Origin of the sequence: Larkinella soli (assembly GCF_003703975.1) — a bacterium.
GTDB classification, from domain to species: domain Bacteria; phylum Bacteroidota; class Bacteroidia; order Cytophagales; family Spirosomataceae; genus Larkinella; species Larkinella soli.
Genome location: NZ_ML112623.1, coordinates 18,424 through 40,765, shown reverse-complemented (window position 1 = coordinate 40,765; position 22,342 = coordinate 18,424). Strand labels below are relative to the sequence as shown.

Sequence of the window (22,342 nt, the reverse complement as noted above, 5' to 3'; positions counted from 1 at the left end):
AAGCATGAGGAAATTCCGTTAAAAGCTGACGTTCAGACCGAGGGTTAAGGTGCGGGCCTGCCCGACCGAGTTTTTCTCGACGCCGGGCGTCGTGTTGGAGTTGCCGTTCACCGACGATTCGGGGTCGGTGCCGGTGTATTTGGTGAGCAGGAACAGGTTGGCACCCTGCGCGTAGACCCGCACCGCGCTGATGCCCGACCGCCCGAACAGCCGCGCCGGCAGCCGGTAGCCGACCGAAGCGTTCTGGAGCCGCAGGAAGTCGCCCTTTTCGGCGTTGGTCGATACCGGGAACGACGAGCCGCTGGAGGTCTGGTCGTTGTAGACCAGCCGCGGGATGTCGGTGAGGTCGCCGGGTTTCTGCCAGCGGTTCAGGATTTCGGTGGAGTTGTTGTAGGCCCGCTGGTCAAGGAGCGTCGCCCGGGTGCCGTTCATGACCAGGTTGCCGCCCGAGAAGGTGAAGTTCAGCCCGGCGTCGAAGCTCCGGAACCGGAACGAGTGGATGAAACCGCCGTACCACTTGGGCAGGGCGTTGCCGATCAGGTAGTAGTCGGCGCCGGTGATGGCCGGGGCGGGTTCGCCGTCGAGGTAGGTCCACTGGCTGCCGCCCGGCGGGGCCACCTGGCTGTACTGCACCTGCTCGCCTTTGGCGTTGATGAAGATGCGCTTCCCGTTGGCCGGATTCACCCCGGCGGTTCTGGCCCCGTACAGACTCCCGACCGAATGCCCGACGCGGGTGATGTTGGTCGTCTCATAGGCCACGTGCGTCGTCCCGACAATGTCCGTATTGCCGTCGGCCAGGGCCGTCACCTTGTTGTTGAGGCTGGTGATGTTGAGCGTGGCGTTCCAGGAAAAATTGCCGGTGCGCAGCAGGGTCGCGTTCAGGCCGAGTTCGAGCCCCCGGTTATACATCGACCCCACGTTGCTCAGGATGGAGTTGTTCGGAATGCCTTTGGAGACGGCCTGCGGAGCGCTCAGGATCAGCCCATTCACGTTGTTGTTGAAGAAGGTGATCTCGGCCTGGATGCGGTCGTTGAGGAAACCGAGGTCGGCGCCGAGGTTGGTCTGCTCGCTGGTTTCCCAGCCGAGGTTCGGGTTGCCGGCCTGCGAAATGGCCCAGGTGGCCGCGTTGCCGTAGAGCGAGCCGCTGTACAGTTCCAGCGAACTGAAGGCGTTGGTCAGGTTGCCGTTGCCGACCCGCCCCCAGCTGGCCCGCAGCCGGACGTTGCTCAGCACCGACGCCAGCGGCCCGTTCTTGTAGAATGATTCCTCCGACAGCGCCCAGCCGCCCGAAATCCCGCCGAAATTGCCGTATTTCTTCCCGGCCCCGAGCGCCGAGTTGCCGTCGCGACGGAAGTTCAGCGTCAAGAAGTACTTCTTGCTCAGGTCGTAGGTCAGCCGCGAAAAGAAGGAGACGTAGGCCCGTTCATCGAGTTCGTTGCCGGTGGCCGAGATGGCGCCCCAGTTGCCCTGATAGTTCTGGAAGAAAGGGTCGGAGCCCTGCGTCCGGCTGGCGCCCCAGGCCGAGTTGTTGAACTTCTGCACGTCGTAGCCGCCCAGGAGCGAGACGTTGTGCCGCCCGGCCAGACTGCGGGTGTAGGTCAGGGTGTTGGTCCAGTTCCAGTTGTCGCGCAGGGCGGTGATGTTGCTGGCCTGGCCCCGGCTGGCGTAACCGTTGCCCTGGAGGGCGCTGTCGAAGCTGACGTTGTCGGTCCGGAGCCGGTCCACGGCGTAGGAGGTCACGAATTCCAGTCCCTTCAGGATGCGGGCCGTGGCTGCAAAACTGCCGATGATGCGGTCGTTCTCCGACGTATACCGGTTCTGGTCGATCAGGGCCGCCGGGTTGCCGAAGGTGCTCACATACTGGTTGTTGCCGACGCCGATGCTGTTCGGGCTGGCCGGGTTGATGTTGTAGGAACCGTCCGGATGGAAGGCCGGCACGTTGGGCGGCAGGGCCAGTGCCAGCCGGGCCACGCCCACCAGAAAGAAGTTCGAGCCGGGCAGCGAACCGGCGTAGGGCGAGCCGTTGAAGCTGGTATTGTAGGAAACGTTCCCCCGCAGCTTCAGCCAGGGCGTCACCTCCTGGTCGATGTTGAACCGGACCGACTTGCGGTTGAAGTCGTTGCCCTTCAGAAAGCCCTGCTGCTTGCTGTAGTTGGCCGAAAAGTAGTAGCTGGTGGACGGGGTGCCGCCCGACACGCTGAGGTTGTGGTTCTGGGCGGTGGCGGTCCGGTAGACGTAGTCGTACCAGCGGGTGTCGACGGGCGAGCCGTCGGGGTTGTGGTTCGGGAAGAACAGGGCCGAAGCTACCTTGTCGTTGGTGGCATTGCCGCCCAGAACCTTGGCGTTCAGGACGGCTTCGTTCTTGATGGCGATGTACTGATCGGCGTTCAGCAGTTCGGGCAGACGGACTACTTCCGAGACGCCCGCCCAGCCGTCGTAGGCGATGCGCGGCTTGCCGGTTTTGCCCCGTTTGGTGGTGATGAGCAGCACCCCGGCCGCGGCCCGGGAGCCGTAGATGGAGGTCGAAGCCGCGTCTTTCAGCACGTCGACGGATTCGATGTCGGCCGGGTTGATGTCGCCCAGCGGGTTGTTCGGGACCGCCGTGCTGGCCGAAACGTTGCCCGTGCTGATCGGAATACCGTCGACCACCACGAGGGGATATGAACTCAGCGAAATGGAGTTAACGCCCCGGATGCGGATAACCGGCGGGTTGTTGAGGACCCCGTTGGGCTGGGCCACGCTGACCCCGGCCGCCCGGCCCGCCAGCGCCTGATCGAAACTCTGAACAGGCAGTTCCCTGATGACGTCGCCCTTCACCCGGACGGCCGAACCCGTAAATTCTTCCCTGGTCTGGGTGCCGTAGCCGATCACCATGACCTCGTTCAGCTGGCGGGTATCCGGCGAAAGCACGATTTCGAAATTTTCCCGGTTGCCGAGCGGAATTTCCTGATTGGCGAACCCGATGGACGAAACCACCAGTCTGGCGGCCCCGGCCGGGATCTGGAGGGTGAACCGGCCGTCGGCGCCGGTCTGGGTGCCGACCGTCGTTCCGGAGACCACGACGTTGGCGCCGGGAAGGGCCAGGCCGTCTTCCTTGCCCGTAACGAGGCCCCGAACCACCCGGTTCTGGGCGAGGGCCGATCCGGTCACGAACACCAGCAGGAGCAGGAGGGGAAGGCGGGAAAGCAATGGATGGGAAGCGTAAAGAAAACGCATACGAAGAACGGTTTGGATAGAAAAATATTTGTTCTATTGATTAAGTAGATAAAATTTGCGCAACCATTCCGGAAGGGGAATGACGACAGACAGACCCTTACGGGCGACGGACGGACAACCGGAAATGAAAGGGAGTGTTGTCAGGAATTACCAGCAACAACAGAGCGCACCGAACGGATCGCAGGTGCAGGAAAACGTGTCGGGGCAACAGGAAATTCGGAGCGTAAACATGGTTGTAAATTTATAGGGTCTATAAATCCACAACTACTTTGCAGGCAGTAATTGTAAGACGGATCAAAGATAGAACCGCCGTTTTTAGAAAAGCAAACTTGTCCGATAGATTTTATCAAATTTCCGTTTTATTGCAATTTCTGCTTTTCATTCTGCAATAAATAAGCCCCGCCGATGGTCGGCGGGGCTGGGGGATTCGGGCGGAAAACCGCTCTCAGAGATTGTTTGGGGAAGGAGAAAAAGGCTCTCCCGACCGGTTTGCCAGGGCGTTGACCACCCCCCAGCCCCCTCCTTGATAAGGAGGGGGTGGCTCCGCAGGCAGGAAGAGTGGCAGCGCACTCTCCCCTCCTAAAACAGGAGGGGGCCGGGGGGTGGTGGGTACCCCTCGTAGCTCCGGATGGAAAGCCGACTGAAAGGCAAAAACACTTCCCAAAACAACCTCTCAGGGCTGCACCACGATCGGGTGGACGATGCCGTTGAGGTCATACACGATCCGGCCGCCCTTGATGGTCATTTCGCATTCGAACTTCTTTTTGCCCTCCACGCGGTAGCCGGTTTTGTCGTAGAAGCCGAAGTTGCCTTCCCGCAGCGTCAGGATGGCCACGTCGGCAATCGCCCCGACCGACAGGTGGCCGAGCATCTCCCGGTGGATCACCTGCGCGGGTGTCCAGGTGCCGGCCCTGATCACGGCCGGAAGCGCCATGCCCATGCCGAGAAACTTCGACATGATGCTGAGCATATCCTTCATCGAGCCGTTCATGCTGCCCGTGTGCAGGTCGGTGCTGATGGTAGTCGGGTAAAAGCCGGCTTTCAGGGCCGGGATGGCCTGCGAGTAGTTGAAGCTGGCCCCGCCGTAGCCGACGTCGAACACGATGCCTTTTTTGCGGGCCTCCCAGACGAACGGCTTCACCTTGCCGGTTTCCTCGTCCACGATCGGCTCCCGGACGTTGCCCTCCAGCAGCGTGTAGGTGTGGGTGAAGATGTCGCCCGGCCGCAGGTGCTTCAGAAACAGCTCCTCCAGCGGCAGCGGGGGCACGTTGCCGCCGAAGTCGATCATCACCGGCAGCTTCGAGAGCTTTCCGGCCTCCACCGCCCGGTCGACGGGCGTCCAGAGCGGCCCCTGAAAGTGAGCGACCTTGAACCCCACGATGTCGTTCGGGTTGGCGAGGGCCACGGCCGCGGCCATCCGGGCGTCCATGTCGGCGGTGTCCTGCTCCCACGCCCCTCCGCGCATGCCCTCCCCGACGATGTTGATCAGCGACAGCACCCGCGTTTTGGAGGTGTAGATGATGTTTTTCTTAAAAGCCGGAAACGACTTCCAGCCGGCACCGCCCGCGTCCACGATGGTCGTCACGCCCACGCGGAACGTGAAGCCGTCGGGCGCCAGGGCGACCGGCCCGTTGCTGAGGTAGTTGTTCGGTTCGGTACCCTGAAACACGTGGCCGTGGATGTCGATCAGGCCCGGCATCACATACATCCCTTTGGCGTTCACGACCTGCTTCGCGCCTTTGGGGTCGATGTTGCGGGCCACGAGGGCCACCTTGCCGTCGGTGACGGCGACGTCCATCGGGCCGTCGATGTTGTTTTTGGGGTCGATCAGGTGGCCGCCCTTGATGACGATGCTGTAGTTCTGGGCAAAAAGGGTTTGGGTAAACAGACTGAAAAGGATCAGGAATAGTCTTTTCATGGGGATTGGGCAAAAAGGCTGACCATCAGACCGACGCTTTCGTAAATTCTTCCTTGAGCCGGGCGGCTACGATTTTTTCCTGACCGGGTTTGAGCATCCAGGCGGTCAGGCTGATGCCGGCCGGTTCGCTCACGATCTCGATGGAAGGGTTGCCGTTCCGCAGGTTCTCCTGAAGCACTTTGGGCGTCAGTTGGACTTTGGCCGGGTCCCAGGCGATGCGGAGCGTCGGGGTGTGGTTGCCCAGCGGGGGCGCGAAGGTTTCGGTGGTGACGCCGGCCACGCTTTTGACGGCCCCGGCGATGGTCGCCACGCGGTCTTCGTACATCTTCCATTCCTTCTGGTGGTCGGTATTGACGAACTTCTCCAGCGCCACGTACATGCCCAGAATCTCCTCCTTGTTCACCTTCATGCCCCGGCCGATGGTCGAACCGCGGGGCGGCATGCTCAGCCGGGCGGCCGCGATCAGGTCCTTTTTACCCATCAGCAGGCCCGCGCTCTGCGGCCCGCGCATGGCTTTCCCGCCCGACACGCACACGAGGTCGAAACCCATGTCGTTGAACTTCCAGAGGTTCTCGACCGGCGGCACGTCGGCGGCAATGTCGATCATGGTCGGGATGTTGTGCTTTTTGCCCAGCGCCACCCACTGCTCGTGCGTGATTTTGCCCTTGTCGGCCTGGATGTTCAGGAACCAGAGCAGGGCGGTATTCGCGTTGATGGCCTTCTCGACGTCCTCGATGGTTTCCACCTCCACGATCTTGCAGCCGGTATTGGTCAGGGCGTGGTTGTAGCCCACATTGTGACCTTTCTGGGCAATCACCTCCGACTTCATGCCGGTACCTTGGAGGTGGGGGAGCTGTTCGGCCTTTTTCGGGTCCATGCCGGTCAGGACGCCCGCCAGCCCGAGGGTCATGGCCGAGAAACAGCCCGCCGTCACCACCGCCGATTCGGCATGGGTCAGGGCCGCGATCTTCTCACCGACCTTCGTCTGCACGTCGTCGAGCATCACGAATTCCTTCGAGGCCGCGCCGATGGTTTCGAGCACCTCGTCGTGCATCAGCGAGCCGGTCATGGCCGTATAGGTACCGGCGGCATTGATGAAGGTCCGCAGGCCGAGTTCCTTGAGCAGGTTTCGGGAAGCCGCCTGGGGTGCGCCCAGGGCGGTTTGCAGGGGCGGCAGGCCGCCGAGCACCCCGCCGAGCAGGGGCATCGTCGACAGGCGCTGAATCAGTTTTCTTCTGCTGAGCATGACGGATCAGGGTTTTGGCCCGTTCGGGGCCCTTGATTTTATGGGGTTGAAGCTGAAGGGTTAATCTACGGAAAAAATCGGCCTCACCGACGGATACCGGTGAGGCCGACGCACTTAAATATACGCGATGCAGTCGATCTCGACGAGCGAGTCGTTGGGCACTCCGGCGCGCACGGCCACCGTGGTCCGGACGGGCGGTTTGTTGCCGAACCGGCCCCGGTAGACCTCGTTCATGGCCTGATAGTCGCTGAGGTCGTGCAGCAGCACCGACACCTTCAGCACCTTCTGCATCGACGAACCGGCTTTGATCAGTTCCTTTTCAATCTCCTTCAGCACGTGGTCGGTATGCGACCGGATGTCGCCCTCGAAGTGGGCGCCCGCGCCGGAGATGAAGATCAGGTTGCCCAGGCGCGTATGGCCCTGATAGAGAGGTACGTCCTGGCGGGTTTCCGGCAAGGCGGCTTCGGTTTCGGTCAGCCCGGCCAGAGCCGCCGGCAGGCCGAGGAGTCGTTTCAGAAGAGATCGGCGTTCGGTTGGCATCGTTTCGGTTTATTTATCCCACCAGACCGTGCTGGAGAGGGTGTTGGTTCCGCCCTGCCGGGTACGCGCTTCGAGGAAGTTCGTCCGGTTGTAGGTTTCCTCCGAATCCGGGATGACGAAGCGGGTCGGAATCTTGCCGCCGGTCAGGTTGCCCGGGTAGTTGGTCGGCGTCAGCACGGGGTAGCCGGTCCGGCGCCAGTTGGCGAAGATTTCGTATTCGTCCTCCAGAAAGAGCGACACCCATTTCTGCGTCTGGATCTGCTCCATCTGCTGGGCCACGGTGCCGCCGGTTCGGTACGGATTGGCCGCCAGGTAGGCGTTGATCTTTGCGTCGGAGATAACGCCCCCGCTGCCGAACAGTGCCCACTGCCGCATCCCGGCTTTGACGGCGTTGCCGTAGGCCGTGGCCGCCGTGGTTCCGCCGGCCCAGCCGCGCACGGAAGCCTCCGCCAGCAGCAGATTCGTCTCGGCGTTGCCCAGCACGATGAGCGGGGCGCTGTAGCGCAGGAGCGTGGCCGGGTTCGGCTCTGAGAACGTGTTGAAGCTGGCCGGCAGGCTGTTGAAGGCCGCGTTCGGCATCCCGTTCTGGAGGGCGGTGGTCGTGTCGGCGGTGAACGTCTTGTTGTCGGTGGTGGTCCAGACGATGGAGATCACGTTCAGACGCGGGTCTTTCGTGGTTTTCAGGTAGTCGATCAGCGTTTTGGCGAGTTTGCCGCCCTCGACGTTGTCGCCCCCCGGCGTGATGTAGTCGGTGCTGAGGAGGCCGCTGGCGATGAAGTTCCGGCTGGCCGTCTGCGAACCGTCCACGTAGGCGATCACGGCGCGGTCGGCGTCGTCCAGGATCACCCCGCCGGCAATGGCCTTCTCGACCCAGGTTTTGGCCGTGGCCGGGTCCACTTCGGTCAGGCGCATGCCCAGCCGCAGCATTAGTGAGTAACCGAACTTCTTCCACTTGTTCACGTCTCCGCCGTACATCAGGTCGGCATTGCCGAAGGTGGGCTTGGTCGCGTCGAAGGCTTTGATCGACTCGTCGAGTTCCTTCAGCAGGTCGGCGTAGATGGCCTGCTGGGTGTCGTATTTCGGAGCGTAGTTTTTGCCCGAAAGCGCTTTCCCGGCGTCGAAATACGGGATATCGCCGTAGAGGTCGGTCAGGCGGTGGAAGATGTAGGCTTTCCAGATGCGGGCGGCCGACAGCTTGTTGACGTTGGCCGGGTTCTCCGACACGGCGTCGATCACCTGGCGGATCGAGATCACCGAGCCCTGCCCGGCGCCGGTTCCGGCGAAGGCGTTCCAGTTACCCGTCGAGTAGCTGAAATTGAAGTACTTATCCCCGGCGGCCGGCACCTCCTTGTACGTGGCGAAGTGCTGCATCGACTGGCCGATGGTCAGGTAGGCGGCTCCCGTGAAGTTGGTGCTGACGCCGTCGAGCAGGGCCCGCGTAAACAGGTATTCGGGAACGACTTCGGCGTATTTGTTCGGGTCCACGTTCATTTCCTCGAAGCCTTTGTCGCAGGACGTCAGCGTCAGGAAGAGAGGGGCCGAGCACAATATGGTTTTCAGAATACGATTCATAGCCATGAAGAGGGGAGGTTAGAATTTCACCATTAAGTTGACGCCGATGCTGCGGGTCCGGGGCACCCCGAAGGCTTCGAGGCCCTGGGCGTTGGTGCTGGTGTAGCCCGACTCCGGATCGAAATACTGGTTCTTCTTATCCTTGTAGAGAATCGCCAGGTTGCGGGCCACCAGCGAGATCGAGGCCCCCTGCAGCTTCAGGAACGACAGTTTACCGGTCGGCAGGTTGTAGCTCAGCACGACCTGCCGCAGCTTGACGAAGTCGTTGTTGAACATGAACATCGCCGTGTAGTTCTTGTCGTTGTCGTAGTAGGTATCGACGTCTTCCTTTTTCCAGGTCTTCGTGAACGGGTTGCCTTCCGGGGTGACGCCCGTCACGGTAACCCCGGTTTCGCGGCCCGGCAGGGTTTCCTGCGGCAGCCCGAAGCGGTACGCATACTGGTACAGGTTCGAGTAGACGATGCTCCCGAACTTGCCGTCGACCAGCACGTTGAGCGAGAAGTTCTTATACCGGAAGTTGTTCGTGATGCCCATCGTCAGCGGAGGAGTGCCCTGGCCGATCTCTTCGAGGTCGCCCCGGACGGCATAGCCGCTGGCGGTGTTGAAGACCACGTTGCCGCTCGCGTCGGTTTTCTTGCGGTAACCCCAGACGGTGCCGTAGGGCCGTCCCAGCACGTTGCGGACCAGACCCCCGCCGACCCCGGTGCCGATGTCGATGCCGGTCAGCCCTTCGGCCAGCCGCTCGATCTTGCTCCTGTTGTAGGCCATGTTGTAGCTCACCTCCCAGCCGAAGTCTCCGCTCTTCACCGGTGTGCCGGTCAGCAGCAGTTCGATCCCCTTGTTGCTCAGCTCGCCCACGTTCAGCAGGGCCGAGGTGTAGCCCGACGCGAGGGCAATGTTGGTCGTCACGATGTCGTCGGTGGTTTTGCGGTTGTAGAGCGTCAGGTCGATGCCCAGGCGGTTGTTCAGGAAGCGGGCTTCGATACCGCCTTCATACGTGGTGGAGGTCAGCGGCTTCAGATCGGGGTTCGGCACCTGCGACGACGACAGCACCTGCACCGGCCGGCCGTTGTGGCCGCCCTGCTGCATCGAGTAATACTGGTAAATCTGGTAGGCGTTCACCGTGGCCCCGCCCACCTGCGCCCAGGAGGCCCGCAGTTTGGCGAAGCTGATGGCCTTCGGCAGCCGGACGGCGTCCGAGAGGATGAACGAACCGCCCACCGAGGGGTAGAAGATGCTGTTGCTTTTCGGATTCAGCACCGAGAACCAGTCCTGCCGGCCTGAAAGGGTCAGGTACAGGAAGTTTCTGAACCCGAAGTCGACCGACCCGAACACCGAGTTGATGGCGCTTTTCATGTAGGTCGGCGTCGTGGTGGAGGTAGCCAGGTTCGTGTAGCTGTAGAAATACGGCACCGTAAACTCGCTGCCCTCGATGCGGGTCTGGTCGTAGATGGCCCGCTGGGCGTTGGCGCCCGCCATAGCCGAGAACGTCAGGTCGCTGAAGAAGGTGGTGTTGTAGTTCAGCGTCAGCATGCCGTTGGTTTCCGAGGAAGTCACCCGGCGGGCGTCGTAGGTTCCCAGCGGCTGAAAGGCGTTGTTGGTCGGCTGGACGTATTCCGACTGGAAGCTGTAGTAATCCTGGCTGACGCTCCCTTTCAGATAGAGGTTGTCGAGAATGTCGTAGCGCAGGCTTCCCTGGCTCAGGAACCGGTGTTTGACGTCGTCGTTCTTGAACTTGTTGATCACGAAATACGGGTTCGGCGCGGCCGGAACCGGGTTCCATTCCATCTCCTTGCCGGTAGCGGGGTCATAGCCCGGCGCGAGGCTGCGGATGTCGACCACGTTGGCGACGAGGTAGGTGGCCCAGTGCGGGTTCATGTCCGCATACCCCACTTTCGGGCGGTTTTTGCCTTCCTCCAGGTTATACTGGAATACCGTCTCGACGCTGAGTTTCTTACCGATGAAGGCGTTCAGGTTCAGGTTGGCGATCCGGCGCGTGAACGAGGAGTTCGGCACGATGCTGTTCGACTGCGTATTGTTCAGCCCCAGCCGGAAGTTGACCGACTCGTTGCCGCCCGTGAAAGCCACCGAGTTGATGTAGTTGGTTCCGGTGCGGTAGAAGTTCTTCAAATTGTCTTTCTGGGGCGAGTAGGGGTGCAGCTGCCCGTCGACCTGGATCGTCGGCTGGCCGTCCATCCGGGCGCCGTACGACAGCCGGCCGGTGCTTTTGGCCTCGGTTACCGTCGCCGGTTTCCGGCCGTCCACCCCCTGGCCGAACTCATACTGCCAGTTCGGAATCACGGCGATGTTCTCGAAGGTGGTGTTGCTGTTGATCTCGATGCCGAGCCCCTTCTGGCCGCGGCCTTTCTTGGTCGTGATCAGGATGACCCCGTTGGAGGCCCGGGCGCCGTAGAGGGCCGCAGCGGGGCCGCCTTTCAGCACGCTGATCGACTCGATGTCGTCCGGGTTGATCCCGCCGATCCCGTCACCCCGGTCGACGTTCATCCCGTTGCCGTCGGCCGTGGTGCCGCCCCCCGGAATGCTGTTGTCCATCGGCATCCCGTTGATGACGTACAGCGGCTGGTTGTTGCCGTTGAGCGAGCCGTTGCCCCGGATGATGATGCGGCTCGACCCGCCGGGGCCGGTGGCCATCCCGGTTGCATTCACCCCGGCGATCTTGCCCGTCAGGGCGTTGGCGACGTTGGTTTCCCGGGCCTGCGTGAACTCGCTGCCCTTTACCTCCGACACGGCGTAGGCCAGGGCTTTCTTTTCCTTCGAAATACCGAGGGCCGTCACGACCACCTCGTTGAGCGTGCTGGCTTCCGGGGCCATCGTCACCCTGAGTTCGGTCTGGTTGCCCACAGGCACCTCCTGGCTTTTGTAGCCGACGAAGGAGAACACCAGCACCGCCTGGGCGTCGGCGTCCGGAATGTCGAGGGAGAACCGGCCGTCGGCGCTGGTGGTGGTGCCGCGCTGGGTGCCCTTCAGCACGATGCTGACGCCGGGCAGGCCGGCATTCTTCTCGTCCAGCGCGATCCCGCCTATTTTTCGCTGGGGCGCTTCTTTCGGCGCTGCGCTGATTTTCAGAGGGTTCAGGTCAAGGGCCGGTGCGGGCGTCAGCAGGACGACGGAGAGGAGGGCAGGGAAGAGACTCCTGCGGGCGGTTTTTCGCAGGGCTTTTTGAAAATGTTGTCGTTTAGACATAATTTTGGCTTTTGTCGGGTGAAAATTCGGCAAAACAAATCCCGGGTCCGCAGGTTTGCGGAGATGATGGCGATCATACACTGGGGAAAATTGGGGTCGGAAATGTTGGCGCATTTCCGGCTTTTTTGTTAATAGGCTGGCAGACGTTTTTCCATAGGCGCAGAGGAAGGATGGTTTGTTCCGACTGGCCAAAAGATGCAGCCGCGTTGGGCCGATACTCTTTCTTTCAGAAAATTATTTTAACGAAATATCTTTTCGGCAAATTTTCAGCAATGGCCCTCATCCGTTCATTTCCGGGATAAACAGAAAAACCCGCTGCCCTGACGACAGCGGGTTAAAAGAGATCCGTACCCACCGGCCTAAGCGGTGGTTTGGGGAAGGGAGAAAGTGTCTCCCTGACCGGTTTGCCGTCGCGCCGACCACCCCCGGCCCCCTCCTTAGCAAGGAGGGGAAGCGCTCCGCCATGTTCAGCAAACTGCGAAGCCACCCCCTCCTGTTTTAGGAGGGGGCCGGGGGGTGGTCCGGCACCCTTCCCCAAACCACCTTTGAAGCCGACGCTCAGACCGGCAGGGTGTAATGCCGTACCGAACTGCGCAGCAGCAGCCAGAGCTTCCGGCGGTCCGACACCCGGATGCGCCGGGTAAACAGCGTTCGCGGAGGGACTCGGCATAACTGCCGGAACAGGTCGAGGTAATACCGGTAAGCGACGTATACGCCCAGTCGAGCGCCTTTCGGCAAAGCCCGGATGCCGGCGAGGGCGGCTTTGAAATCGGCCGCAATCTCCGCTTCGATCTGCCGCTTATCAGCCTCGGAAAAGCGCTCGAAGTCCACGCCCGGGAAATACAGTCGGCCCCGTTCCCCGAAATCGCTCGCCAGATCGCGCAGGAAGTTGACCTTCTGGAAAGCCGCCCCCAGCCGCCGGGCCGGTTCCTGAAGCCGCCCGTACAGTACCTCGTCGCCCTCGCAGAACACCCGCAGGCACATCAGCCCCACCACCTCCGCCGAGCCGTAGACATAGGTCCGGTATTCGCCGGTCTGATAGGTGCTGTTCGTCAGGTCCATCGCCATCGAATCCAGAAACGCGTCGAGCAGGTCGGTGCCGATCCGGTAGTGGCGCATCACCCGCGTGAAGGCGTGGATCACCGGGTTCAGGCTGATGCCCTGCTCGCGGGCCAGATTCGTATCGGCCCGAAACCGCTCCAGCAGTTCCGCCTTGTCGTACTCATGGAAGGTATCGACGATTTCGTCGGCAAACCGGACGTAGCCGTAAATGGCGTAGATGGCCGGGCGGAAGCGGGCCGCCAGCAGCCGGACGCCGATCGAGAACGAGGTGCTGTAGGCCCGGGTGATGATCCGGCCGCACGCCCCGGCCGTGCGGTGAAAAAGGGCGATTGACATGGTGGAAGGAGCGTTCGATGGGTTTGGACAGGATGGTGCCGGATTCAGGCCGGCACCGGCAGGGCGGGTTCGGCGGCTTCCGGTGCGGTTTCAGCCGGTTGTTCAGGCTTTTTCCGGCGCAGCGCATCGGCCAGGACACCCGTCAGCAGCAGGGCCAGTCCGGCGGCTACCCGCGCCAGGTCGTCGTTCCGGCCGGTCTGTTTGGCCGCGATGCCCGCAAAAGCCGCAATCAGCGTGGTCAGGTAATACGGATCGTCCAGCCGCTTCGACACGGCAATGCCCAGCCCGGCAGTGGCCGACAGCACCCCGAACGCCCAGCGGGTGGCCGACTCGGGACTTACCCGGTAACCTGCCTGAAGCAGCAGATTTCCGACGCTGACCACCGACGCGGCCGTCAGCCAGCCCGCATACAGACTGATCGACCGGCGCAGGGTCTTTTCCGGCTCCGGGACTGCCTGTCGGCCGATTTCCAGATTCCGGTGCAGGCCGAGGGAAACCGGCAGCAGGGCGATGGTCGTCAGGGCGGCCCCGGTCCGGCTGTCACGGTCGGATTTCGAGAAGAAGTACCCGAACAGGGCATTGAGGGCCGAGTTGACCCAGAGCAACGGCCGGGCCTGCGCATAACGCGGGTTATCGGTCTGGGAGGGCAGGGCCTGATGCACCGCCAGCCCGACGGTTCCCGAATAAATCACCGGCCAGACCAGCCCGAAGGTGGCATTGGCGGGCGTCAGGAGGTTGCGGTCCAGTTCGGTCTGCTGTTCGCGGTCCAGGCGCGTCCGAAAGCCGGACTGGCGGGGGCGGCTGAAGAAATACGTGCCGATAATGCTGCCGATTACGACGGCGGCCGTGGCATACTGTTCAAGCATTCGATTTTTCATAACCTGTTGGAGTTGAGTATTAATGGATTAGAATTCGATGATAAAGCCGATGGACGGCGTCACGAAGGGGTCGTCGTTGCTCAGAATCTTCGGAATGCCGTTGCCGGCGTCGGGCCGCAGCGGGCGTCCGTCGGTGGTGGCAAAGCCGGTATTGTCGTCGGTGCGGGCCAGCACGAACTCCGGATAGCCCGGCGTGTTGGTCAGGAAGGCGTTCTGCACGTCCAGAAACAGGTCGAACGTCAGCCGCCGGAAATTCCATTTCTTGTCCAGCCGGAAGTCGAACTGACTGAAGGGCTTCAGCCGCAGGGTGTTCAGGCGGCTGTAGTCCAGGATGCCCTGCCCCAGCGCCAGGTAGTTCTGCTGCGAGGCTTCCCGATCGAAGGGCGTGTAGGGTGCCCCACCTGCAAAACGGTATTTCAGCCCCATCTGCCAGCCCCGGCCGAACTGCCGCCCCAGCAATCCCGACAGCAGGTGGCGGTTGTCCCAGGCCGAAGGGATCAGCCGGCCGTCGGTGCCCGAAAACCGGCTCCGCACGAAGGTGTACGAGACCACCGCAAACAGGTTTTTGACCAGTTTTTGCTGGAAAAAGACCTCCACGCCGTAGGTACTGCCCCGGCCGGTGCTGCGGACGTCCTCGTTGCCCAGCGCGTCGAAATCGGTGCCGAGGTTCGCCAGCGAAATGCCCGACCGGACCGAAACCGGGTACTGGCTGTAGCGCTTGTAGAAACCTTCGACCGTAAACCGGGTGGTCGGGCTGGGCAGGTATTCGATCCCGGCCACGAGGTGGTCGGAGCGGATGTAGCGGCTGTCGCGGTTGGCAAACCGGCCCGTCTCGTCGCGGTAGCCGAGTATCGTGTAGACCGGAATTTTGTAATACCGCCCTACGGAGGCATTCAGGTTCCAGCGGTCGGTGAGGGCGTAGGAGAGCGCCAGCCGGGGCGACAACGTGCGGCCGGGGTCGTTGCCGGTGGTGGTAAAGCTGTTGCCGTCGGCCCGCAGCCCGGCCGAAACGCCGAGCCGGTCGCCCAGAAAACTCCGGTTCACCTGCACGAAAGCCCCATACCGCCAGAATCCGAGGTCGGTGCCGGACCGGACGTCCACCGCCGGCTGAACGACGGCCCCGGTCGTGTCGCGGACCTCGTTGCGGATGCGGCTGAAAAACCGGTTGTCGAACTGCACGTACTGCACGACGCCCCCGGCCGAAAATTTCCAGTCGCCGAAGACCTGGTTAAAATCGGCCCGGAGCTTGTTCTCCGTCTCCCGCGAGCGCGTCCGAAGCGACTGCCGCGCGGCATCCCCGATCCGGCCGTCTTCGTAACGGTCGATGGCGTTGTTGAACGCACTGCGGCTCAGGGCCACGTTGACGTAACCCCGCTCGATGAGCCGCCGGACCGCCACTCCGACGGTGTAGTTCCACTGGTTGATGAACGGCACCGACCGCAGCGTGTATTCCTTCTCCGGCGTCGTCTCCGACGGGATGGAGAAGCCGAACTCGTCGATGGCCCCCACGCCGAGGGTCGTCAGGGTGGTTTTGGGGTTGATTTTGTGGGTGATCTTGTACTGAAAATCCCAGTAGCTGGGCCGGATCGGCTGGTCGATCAGCTGGAACAGGAGCTGGAGGTAGGAGCGTCGGGCCGAGGCCAGGAAGGTGGTTTTCGGTCCGAGGGGGCCTTCGCCGGTCAGCGCCAGTTCGGTGGCGCTCAGGCGCAGGTTGCCCTGGAGTCGTTCGCGGCTGCCCTCCCGCTGTTTGAACTGGAATACCGACGCCAGGGCGTTGTCGTAGCGGGCGTCGAAGCTGCTCGACGAGAGTGTGACGTCCTCGATGAACGACACGTTCAGGATGCCCTGCGGGCCGCCGGTTCCGCCCTGCGTCTGGAAGTGGTTGATGACCGGAATTTCGATGCCGTCGAGATAAAAGACGTTTTCGTTGGGGGCGCCCCCGCGGATGACGATGTCGTTGCGCAGTCCGCCGACCGAGCCGCCCACGCCCGGCAGCGTCTGGATCACCCGCGAGACGTCGAAGTTGCCGCCGGGGTTGCTCTTGATCTCCTCCGTCGTCAGGCGCTGGATGGAGTTGGGCGTTTCGAGGGTGGTAACGTCGGCCACCGCCCGGTTGGCTTTCACGACCACTTCCGACAGGTTCTGCTTCTCCTCGGCCAGCTCGAAACTGATTTCGCTGACGTTTCCCGACGTCACGGCCAGATTGTATTTGACCACCGGCTGGTAGCCCACATAACTGGCCCGGATGCGGTAACTGCCGACGGGCAGGTTGAGCCGGAACCGGCCCTCGGTGTCCGTCACGGTGCCGGAGGTCGTGCCTTCGACCTGGACGGTGACGCCGACGAGCAGTTCCTGGGTGTTTTTGTCACGAACCGTCCCGGTCAGTATTCCCGAGACGACGGCGGGCGACTGTCCGTAAGCGACTACGGACAACCAGGCTAATACGAGAGTGATACGTAAAGAAGTGGCAGGTTTCATGAAGGTTGATGTTGAATGCAAACATAACCTTCATGGCTTTAAATATGTTTAATATTGTACTAAATTTTTTTATTAAGTTTATTAATGTACTTAAAAAAGGATCAAAGTAGCTGGTTCAGATCGACCGGTTTCGGTTTGCGGGTGAGCAGGTGGATGATCAGCCAGGCCGTCAGGTAAGTGAATCCGCACAGGGTAAAGAGCACGTTATAACCGCCCTCCAGATTCCCGGCGGCTTTGTAGGCATCGAGCAGCCCGCCGACCAGCTTCGGGAAAAAAATGCCGCCCACCGCCCCCGCCATGCCCGCAATCCCGACGGCCGAGCTGACGGCCTGCTTCGGAAACAGGTCGGAGGCCAGCGTAAATACGTTCGTCGCCCAGGCCTGGTGGACGGCCACCGCCAGGCTGATCAGGCCCACGGCCGCCCAGACGTTCGGGGCGAACTGCACCAGGATAATCGAAATCTCCAGCAGGGCAAAGACGATCAGGACGGTTTTGCGGGCCTTCAGCGTCGGCCAGCCGCGCCGGATCAGCCACGACGACAGGTAGCCCCCGCCGATGCTGCCGACCGTGGTGGCCGTGTAGATGATCATCAACTCCGGGCTGATTTTTTTCAGGTCCAGTTCGAAGGTCGAGGAGAAGTAGGAGGGAAGCCAGAACAGGAAAAACCAGAAGATCGGGTCGATCAGGCCCTTGCCGGCGATGAGCGCCCAGGTCTGGGGCAGCCGGAAGAGCCTGAACCACCGGATCGGGACTTTTTCTTCGGTGCGGCTTTCCTGCCCCTGCAGAATATAGGCGCGTTCTTCGGCGCTCAGCCGTTTCTGGCGGGCGGGCAGTTCGTAGAGGAGGAGCCAGAACAGGAGCCAGACGAACCCCAGGGCGCCGGTGATCCAGAAGACCTCCTGCCAGCCAAATCCCGTCAGAATCCAGGGCACGATGAACAGCGCCACCACCACCCCGACGCTGGTGCCGGCATTGAAGATGCCTGTTGCCAGGGCCCGTTCCTTTTTCGGAAACCATTCCGTCACGGTCTTGACGGCCGCCGGGAAGTTGCCGGCTTCGCCCAGGCCGAGGGCCGCCCGGGCCAGGCTGAAACCGGTCGCGCTGCGGGCCACGGCGTGGAGCATCCCGGCCAGACTCCACCAGACCACCGTGATAGAATAGCCGGCTTTCGTGCCGACCTTGTCGATGAACCAGCCGAACCCGGCCAGACCGGCGGCATAGGCGGCCGTGAAGGCGATGACGATGTCGGCAAACTGCGTCTCCGTCCAGCCGAATTCCACTTCCAGAATGGGCTTCAGCAGGCCGATGATCTGGCGGTCGAGGTAGTTGATGGTCGTGGCCGTGAACAGCAGCGCCACGATCAGCCAGCGGTAGTTTTTTGAAACGGGCCGGGTCAGGGTATCGGGGGTATCGGGCGAAATCATGCGGGGGTCGGCCGGGGTTTACCAGTTATGGATAGAGCCGTCGGGGCTTTTCAGAACCGGGTGCGGAAACTGCGTTTTCGTCGTCACCTCCATGATGAAGGTGGCCTTCTTCGGGTTGAAGGTAACCCCCAGGCCGGGGTTCGGGTTCAGATACAGCTTGCCGTTCCGGAAGCTGACGTAGTCTTCGTTGAAATATTCCGGGCGTTCGGGTTCCCCGCCGGCCAGTTCCATCAGGCAGCGGGTAGGGCTGCTCGATCCCAGCACGTGGACCAGGGCCGCCGTGGAGAGCGGGCCGGTGAAGTGCGGAATCATGCCGGCATAGTGCGTCTCGCAGAGGGAAGCGATCTTTTTGAGTTCCGTGATGCCGCCGGTATTGGGCAGCGTGACGCGGGTGTAGTCGATGAGCCGCTGCTCGATGAATTCGTTGATGTCCCAGCGGTCGCCGAACTGCTCCCCGACCGCGATGGGGACGGTGGTCATCTGTCGCACGGTTTGGTAGACGGCCGGGTTTTCCGAGCGTACGATGTCCTCGACGAAATAAGGTTCGAGGTTCTCGATCGCCTTGCAGATTTTGACGCCCTCGGTGGTATCGAAGCGGGTGTGGAGGTCGATGGCCCACTTGCCGCCCCCGCCCACGGCCGCGTCGATCCGCTTGCAGAAGTCGATGGTTTTTTTGGCGTTCTCGTAGAAGTCGAAGGGCGTTTCACCGTTGCCGCCGGTGGGGCCGATGCGGTAGGACCGCAGGCCGGCTTCGATGCAGTCGCGGGCGCGGTCTTCCTCGGTTTTGGCTTTGGATGCCCGGAAGCCGGTGGCGTAGCACTCCACGTAGTCGCGGGTGGCACCGCCGAGCAGTTCATAGACCGGCACGCCGAGGGCCTTGCCCTTGAGGTCCCAGAGCGCCATTTCGAGGGCGCCGAGGGCGTGCAGCTTCTCCCGGCCCGGCGGATAGAACATACCCCGGTAAAGGCTCTGCCAGAGGTGTTCGATCCGGAACGGGTTTTCGCCGATCATCATCTGGGCGCACTGCTCGATCATGTCCTTCGAACCGCCCTCCCCGATGCCGATCAGACCGCCGTCGGTTTCGATCTCGACGATGCCGCGGGCCTGATTGAAGAGCGGCTTGTTGTAGCCGGGCGCGCCGTAATACCGGATTTTGGTGATTTTAAGCTTCGGCAGGCCGGCGGCCTCCGCCCGGGGCAGACCGGTCCCGGGCAGGCCAGCCCAGAGACCGGCCGTTCCGAGCGCGGCCGATTTGAGGAAACTTCTTCGTTGCATACGGGTAAAGAAAGGGTTTATTCCTGAAAGATCGTGGCAGAGTACAAATATAAAGGTGGTGGTGTACCCATTGATACCAAAGCGGCTTTTTCGGTACGTTTCGTTGGGTTTGCCCTCAGGGGTGGTCCGTGGCCGGGCCGACGTTTCGGGTGAAGGGACAGATGAGCCGATTTTTGCCCTTCTTTGAGAAGGACCGGTTTTTCAGGCGCAGAGGCTCAGTCCGGAGCCGAAAAAGTCATACGCTCACTTTTCGCGAAGGGTGCGGGATTGTTCGTATCATAATGATTACTTTGACAATCTTTGCCTCTGTCCCTCGTTAAAATACCAGTAGATTACCGTTCGATGATTGATTCTGCTTTCTTAACCGACCAGCAACTCTGGCAACGCTTCAAAGAAGGCGACCGGACGGCTTTTGAGCAGGTGATCGAACGTCATTATTCGAGTCTGTTCCGGTTCGGCACCCGGTTTACGAAGGATGTCGGCCTGATCGAGGACTGCCTCCACGACCTCTTCGTGTATCTCTGGGAGAAACGCGGGGCACTCAGCGGGACCGACTCCATTCGAAAATACCTCTTCAAGGCGTTCCGCCACAAAATGCTCCTGGAACTCCAGCGGGTATACCGTCGGGGCTGGGTCGGGGAGGAGGAAGCCGCCGGGCTGGCCTCCGAGCAGAATTTTCAGGAGGTGTTGTTCGTGCTGGAGAAAGAGCAACTGACCGGCGACCGGATCCGGCAGGCCGTCGATCTGCTGCCCGTCCGCCAGCAGGAGGCCCTGTACCTCCGTTACTTCGAGAGTCTGGACGTCGACCAGATCGCCCAGATCATGAATATCAACCGGCAGTCGGTTTCCAACCACCTCCACAAGGCCCTGTCCTTCCTCCGCAGCCACTGGGATCGTTTGACCAGTTAGCGATCAATGGAAATAAACGATGGCATACCATTTCAGTATGCCGGTTTCCTGTCAGTTGAAACTTTTTGTATGTGTGTACTACCAAGTGTAATCTTTACATTGAACACTTTTTCAATCACCTCCTTTGGGCCTAATTGAGCCGACCATAAAATCAGCACAATCAATCCCAGGATAACGGTATAGAGAAAGGACGAAAAAAGGCTCTGCCAAACTCCGTACCAAAATCCGCGACCACTTTCCTTTGCCACCTCCCTGAAGGCATCCCGATAGAAGGCTTCTATTTCCTGGGCTTTCTGTTCCAATACGAAATTCAGGAAAACCTCCAGGTCTTTTTCAGCAGTGCTTCTGTACTGCTTCAGCTGCGTATCCGAGGAAGTAAATTGATGGAACTTATCAAGCTCCCTGTCACTGGGATCATGTCCGTTTTGGCTTTTAAACTCCTCAATATGAGAGATTTTCTGCTTTTTATAAATAGAGTAGGCCAGTAATCCTACAAAGTCGTCGTCGCTTGTGACCAGTTTACGGTAGATAAAATTATACTTTCTAATTCTTCACGGCCTTACCCCATGCTTCTTTGATCTTATCTGATTCAATGTGCGTGGAAATCACTTTTGTTCTGCCGCCTGATTTTAACTCAATGTGATCGGACAGGAATCGACTAAGTGAGCCTTTGCTCCTGACCAGGGCAGAGTTCGCTTTCCTGATGGTGGACACGCTCACGTGGCTCAATGCAGTTCTTTTCATGAATCAGAATATGTTTTATTGGCGAAGCAAAGTTTTCGACCGAACCTCCCTTTTCTCTCCCCTGCAAAGAAAAACAATTTTTGATTTGGTAAGGGGTACGGCGAGGTTTTTTGAAAGCCCCCTGCGCCAGGCGTGTGCCTTCCCCAGTTCATTTTCGGCTTTCAGCAATCTTTCCCTGCTGGTATGCTACTTTTTCCCGTAGGCTCTCCGATTTCTTCAAAAAAATCGAAAAAAGCTCAAAAACGGAGGGTATATTCTTCCGGGGCGCTCATTGTCTACATAGAGAGCCGACAATAGCGTTTTTATATGAAAAGCTTTAACCATTCCGAGCTGCGTGATTTTCTGGAAGACGAGTCTTTCCGACTTTGGCTGCACGGGAAGGCCACGCCGGAAATAGCCGACGCGTGGGAACAGTTTCCGCAGCGGTTTCCCGAGCGGGCCGGTGCTTTTCATACCGCAAAAGAAACGCTCCTCGCCTTCGAGGGCGACACCTTCACCCTGCCGCCCGCCCGCGTGGGTCAGAACATCCGGCGGATCATGCAGACCATCAATCAGGCCGACCCGACGCGTACCGGGAGCGAAGGCGAAGTCCGTCTCCGGCCGGGTTCGGCGCTCTGGCGCTGGGCTGCGGCCGCGGTGGTGGTGCTGAGCCTGCTCTGGATGGGACGGCATTATTTCCGGCCGGCCCCCGACCCGGCCACGCGGATGTACACCCGGCTCATCGCCGAATCCGGGCAGCCGCTGGCGGAGGTGACGAACACCTCGGACCGCAACCGGCTGGTGACGCTGGCCGACGGCAGTTCGGTGCTGCTGACGCCCGATAGCCGGATCAGTTATCCGAAGGGGTTCGATCGGCACGAAAAACGGGAGGTGTATCTGGTCGGCGAAGCCTTTTTCGAAGTCGCCAAAAATCCGGAGAAGCCGTTTTTCGTTTACGCGGACAACCTGATTACCAAGGTGCTGGGGACGAGCTTCACGGTCCGGGCCAACGGGAAGGACCAGGTCCACGTGACGGTCAAGACCGGGAGAGTCTCGGTGTTTACGCGCTTCGACCACGAACGGCGGAAGAAGCAGGAGTCGGCCCAGCTGATCGGCCTGGTGCTGACGCCCAACCAGCGGGTGATGTTCAATCCGGCGGAGGGCCGCCTGGAACGGTCGCTGGTCGACTCGCCCACGCTGCTGGACCTGCCCATCCAGCGCTCGATGTTCGCGTTCAGCGACACGCCGGTTTCGGAGGTGTTCGCTTCACTGGAAAAAGCCTACGGGATCGAGATCGTGTTCGACGAGGAGGTGATGAAGAACTGTTACCTGACGGCCTCCCTCGACGACGAGCCGCTTTTCGAAAAGCTCTCGATGATCTGCCGGACGCTGGACGCCCAGTATGAGCAGATGGAAGGAAAAATACTGATCAGCAGCAAAGGATGCCTATGAAAACTACTCAACCCAAGCGAAGATGCCTATGACCCAAAAACACCTCTGTTGAGACTATAAAAAGCAGAGCCGGCAATGCTGCTACATCGCCGGCTCCCGAGTGATTCCC

At 60.8% G+C, this 22,342-nt stretch carries 13 protein-coding genes; 2 read left to right on the top strand and 11 right to left on the bottom strand.

What is annotated here, in order from left to right; genetic code table 11:
* Positions 1–18: 18 nt before the first annotated feature.
* From DX909_RS01560 to DX909_RS01510, 11 genes are all read right to left on the bottom strand, one after another.
* Complete coding sequence (locus DX909_RS01560) at positions 19–3,216, bottom strand: SusC/RagA family TonB-linked outer membrane protein (protein WP_128543300.1); 3,198 nt, start codon at positions 3,214–3,216, stop codon at positions 19–21.
* Positions 3,217–3,889: 673 nt separating this feature from the next.
* A complete protein-coding gene (locus DX909_RS01555; protein ID WP_128543299.1) occupies positions 3,890–5,134 on the bottom strand; it encodes an amidohydrolase/deacetylase family metallohydrolase in 1,245 nt (414 codons plus the stop codon).
* Positions 5,135–5,159: 25 nt separating this feature from the next.
* Positions 5,160–6,380: a selenocysteine synthase gene (locus DX909_RS01550; protein WP_128543298.1), complete on the bottom strand. Its 1,221-nt coding sequence runs from the start codon at positions 6,378–6,380 to the stop codon at positions 5,160–5,162.
* A 114-nt stretch (positions 6,381–6,494) separates the two neighbouring features.
* Complete coding sequence (locus DX909_RS01545; RefSeq protein WP_128543297.1) at positions 6,495–6,920, bottom strand: RidA family protein; 426 nt, start codon at positions 6,918–6,920, stop codon at positions 6,495–6,497.
* 9 nt (positions 6,921–6,929) lie between these two features.
* Positions 6,930–8,492 (bottom strand): SusD/RagB family nutrient-binding outer membrane lipoprotein, encoded by a 1,563-nt coding sequence (locus DX909_RS01540; protein ID WP_128543296.1) that lies wholly within the window; start codon positions 8,490–8,492, stop codon positions 6,930–6,932.
* An 18-nt stretch (positions 8,493–8,510) separates the two neighbouring features.
* The gene (locus DX909_RS01535) at positions 8,511–11,696 is read right to left on the bottom strand and encodes a SusC/RagA family TonB-linked outer membrane protein (protein ID WP_229310906.1); all 3,186 of its coding nucleotides are present in this window, start codon (positions 11,694–11,696) and stop codon (positions 8,511–8,513) included.
* Positions 11,697–12,254: 558 nt separating this feature from the next.
* Positions 12,255–13,094 carry a phytoene/squalene synthase family protein gene (locus DX909_RS01530; RefSeq protein WP_128543294.1) on the bottom strand — a complete coding sequence of 280 codons (840 nt, stop codon included), beginning with the start codon at positions 13,092–13,094 and terminating at the stop codon, positions 12,255–12,257.
* Between the two features lie 44 nt (positions 13,095–13,138).
* The gene (locus DX909_RS01525; protein WP_128543293.1) at positions 13,139–13,972 is read right to left on the bottom strand and encodes a TspO-related membrane protein; all 834 of its coding nucleotides are present in this window, start codon (positions 13,970–13,972) and stop codon (positions 13,139–13,141) included.
* Between the two features lie 27 nt (positions 13,973–13,999).
* The gene (locus DX909_RS01520) at positions 14,000–16,450 is read right to left on the bottom strand and encodes a TonB-dependent receptor (protein ID WP_128543292.1); all 2,451 of its coding nucleotides are present in this window, start codon (positions 16,448–16,450) and stop codon (positions 14,000–14,002) included.
* A gap of 101 nt (positions 16,451–16,551) precedes the next feature.
* Positions 16,552–17,874 carry an MFS transporter gene (locus DX909_RS01515; protein WP_128543291.1) on the bottom strand — a complete coding sequence of 441 codons (1,323 nt, stop codon included), beginning with the start codon at positions 17,872–17,874 and terminating at the stop codon, positions 16,552–16,554.
* Positions 17,875–17,892: 18 nt separating this feature from the next.
* The gene (locus DX909_RS01510) at positions 17,893–19,149 is read right to left on the bottom strand and encodes a mandelate racemase/muconate lactonizing enzyme family protein (protein WP_128543290.1); all 1,257 of its coding nucleotides are present in this window, start codon (positions 19,147–19,149) and stop codon (positions 17,893–17,895) included.
* Between the two features lie 342 nt (positions 19,150–19,491).
* On the opposite strand from DX909_RS01510, the gene DX909_RS01505 reads away from it, so the two are divergent.
* A complete protein-coding gene (locus DX909_RS01505) occupies positions 19,492–20,058 on the top strand; it encodes an RNA polymerase sigma factor (protein WP_128543289.1) in 567 nt (188 codons plus the stop codon).
* A gap of 1,050 nt (positions 20,059–21,108) precedes the next feature.
* Positions 21,109–22,233 carry a FecR family protein gene (locus DX909_RS01500; RefSeq protein WP_128543288.1) on the top strand — a complete coding sequence of 375 codons (1,125 nt, stop codon included), beginning with the start codon at positions 21,109–21,111 and terminating at the stop codon, positions 22,231–22,233.
* The last annotated feature ends 109 nt before the right edge of the window (positions 22,234–22,342 follow it).

Coding starts and splice junctions, on each gene's coding strand:
- DX909_RS01560 (WP_128543300.1), bottom strand. CDS start 3,216: ATGCGTTTTCTTTACGCTTCCCATCCATTGCTTTCCCGCCTTCCCCTC.
- DX909_RS01555 (WP_128543299.1), bottom strand. CDS start 5,134: ATGAAAAGACTATTCCTGATCCTTTTCAGTCTGTTTACCCAAACCCTT.
- DX909_RS01550 (WP_128543298.1), bottom strand. CDS start 6,380: ATGCTCAGCAGAAGAAAACTGATTCAGCGCCTGTCGACGATGCCCCTG.
- DX909_RS01545 (WP_128543297.1), bottom strand. CDS start 6,920: ATGCCAACCGAACGCCGATCTCTTCTGAAACGACTCCTCGGCCTGCCG.
- DX909_RS01540 (WP_128543296.1), bottom strand. CDS start 8,492: ATGAATCGTATTCTGAAAACCATATTGTGCTCGGCCCCTCTCTTCCTG.
- DX909_RS01535 (WP_229310906.1), bottom strand. CDS start 11,696: ATGTCTAAACGACAACATTTTCAAAAAGCCCTGCGAAAAACCGCCCGC.
- DX909_RS01530 (WP_128543294.1), bottom strand. CDS start 13,094: ATGTCAATCGCCCTTTTTCACCGCACGGCCGGGGCGTGCGGCCGGATC.
- DX909_RS01525 (WP_128543293.1), bottom strand. CDS start 13,972: ATGAAAAATCGAATGCTTGAACAGTATGCCACGGCCGCCGTCGTAATC.
- DX909_RS01520 (WP_128543292.1), bottom strand. CDS start 16,450: ATGAAACCTGCCACTTCTTTACGTATCACTCTCGTATTAGCCTGGTTG.
- DX909_RS01515 (WP_128543291.1), bottom strand. CDS start 17,874: ATGATTTCGCCCGATACCCCCGATACCCTGACCCGGCCCGTTTCAAAA.
- DX909_RS01510 (WP_128543290.1), bottom strand. CDS start 19,149: ATGCAACGAAGAAGTTTCCTCAAATCGGCCGCGCTCGGAACGGCCGGT.
- DX909_RS01505 (WP_128543289.1), top strand. CDS start 19,492: ATGATTGATTCTGCTTTCTTAACCGACCAGCAACTCTGGCAACGCTTC.
- DX909_RS01500 (WP_128543288.1), top strand. CDS start 21,109: ATGAAAAGCTTTAACCATTCCGAGCTGCGTGATTTTCTGGAAGACGAG.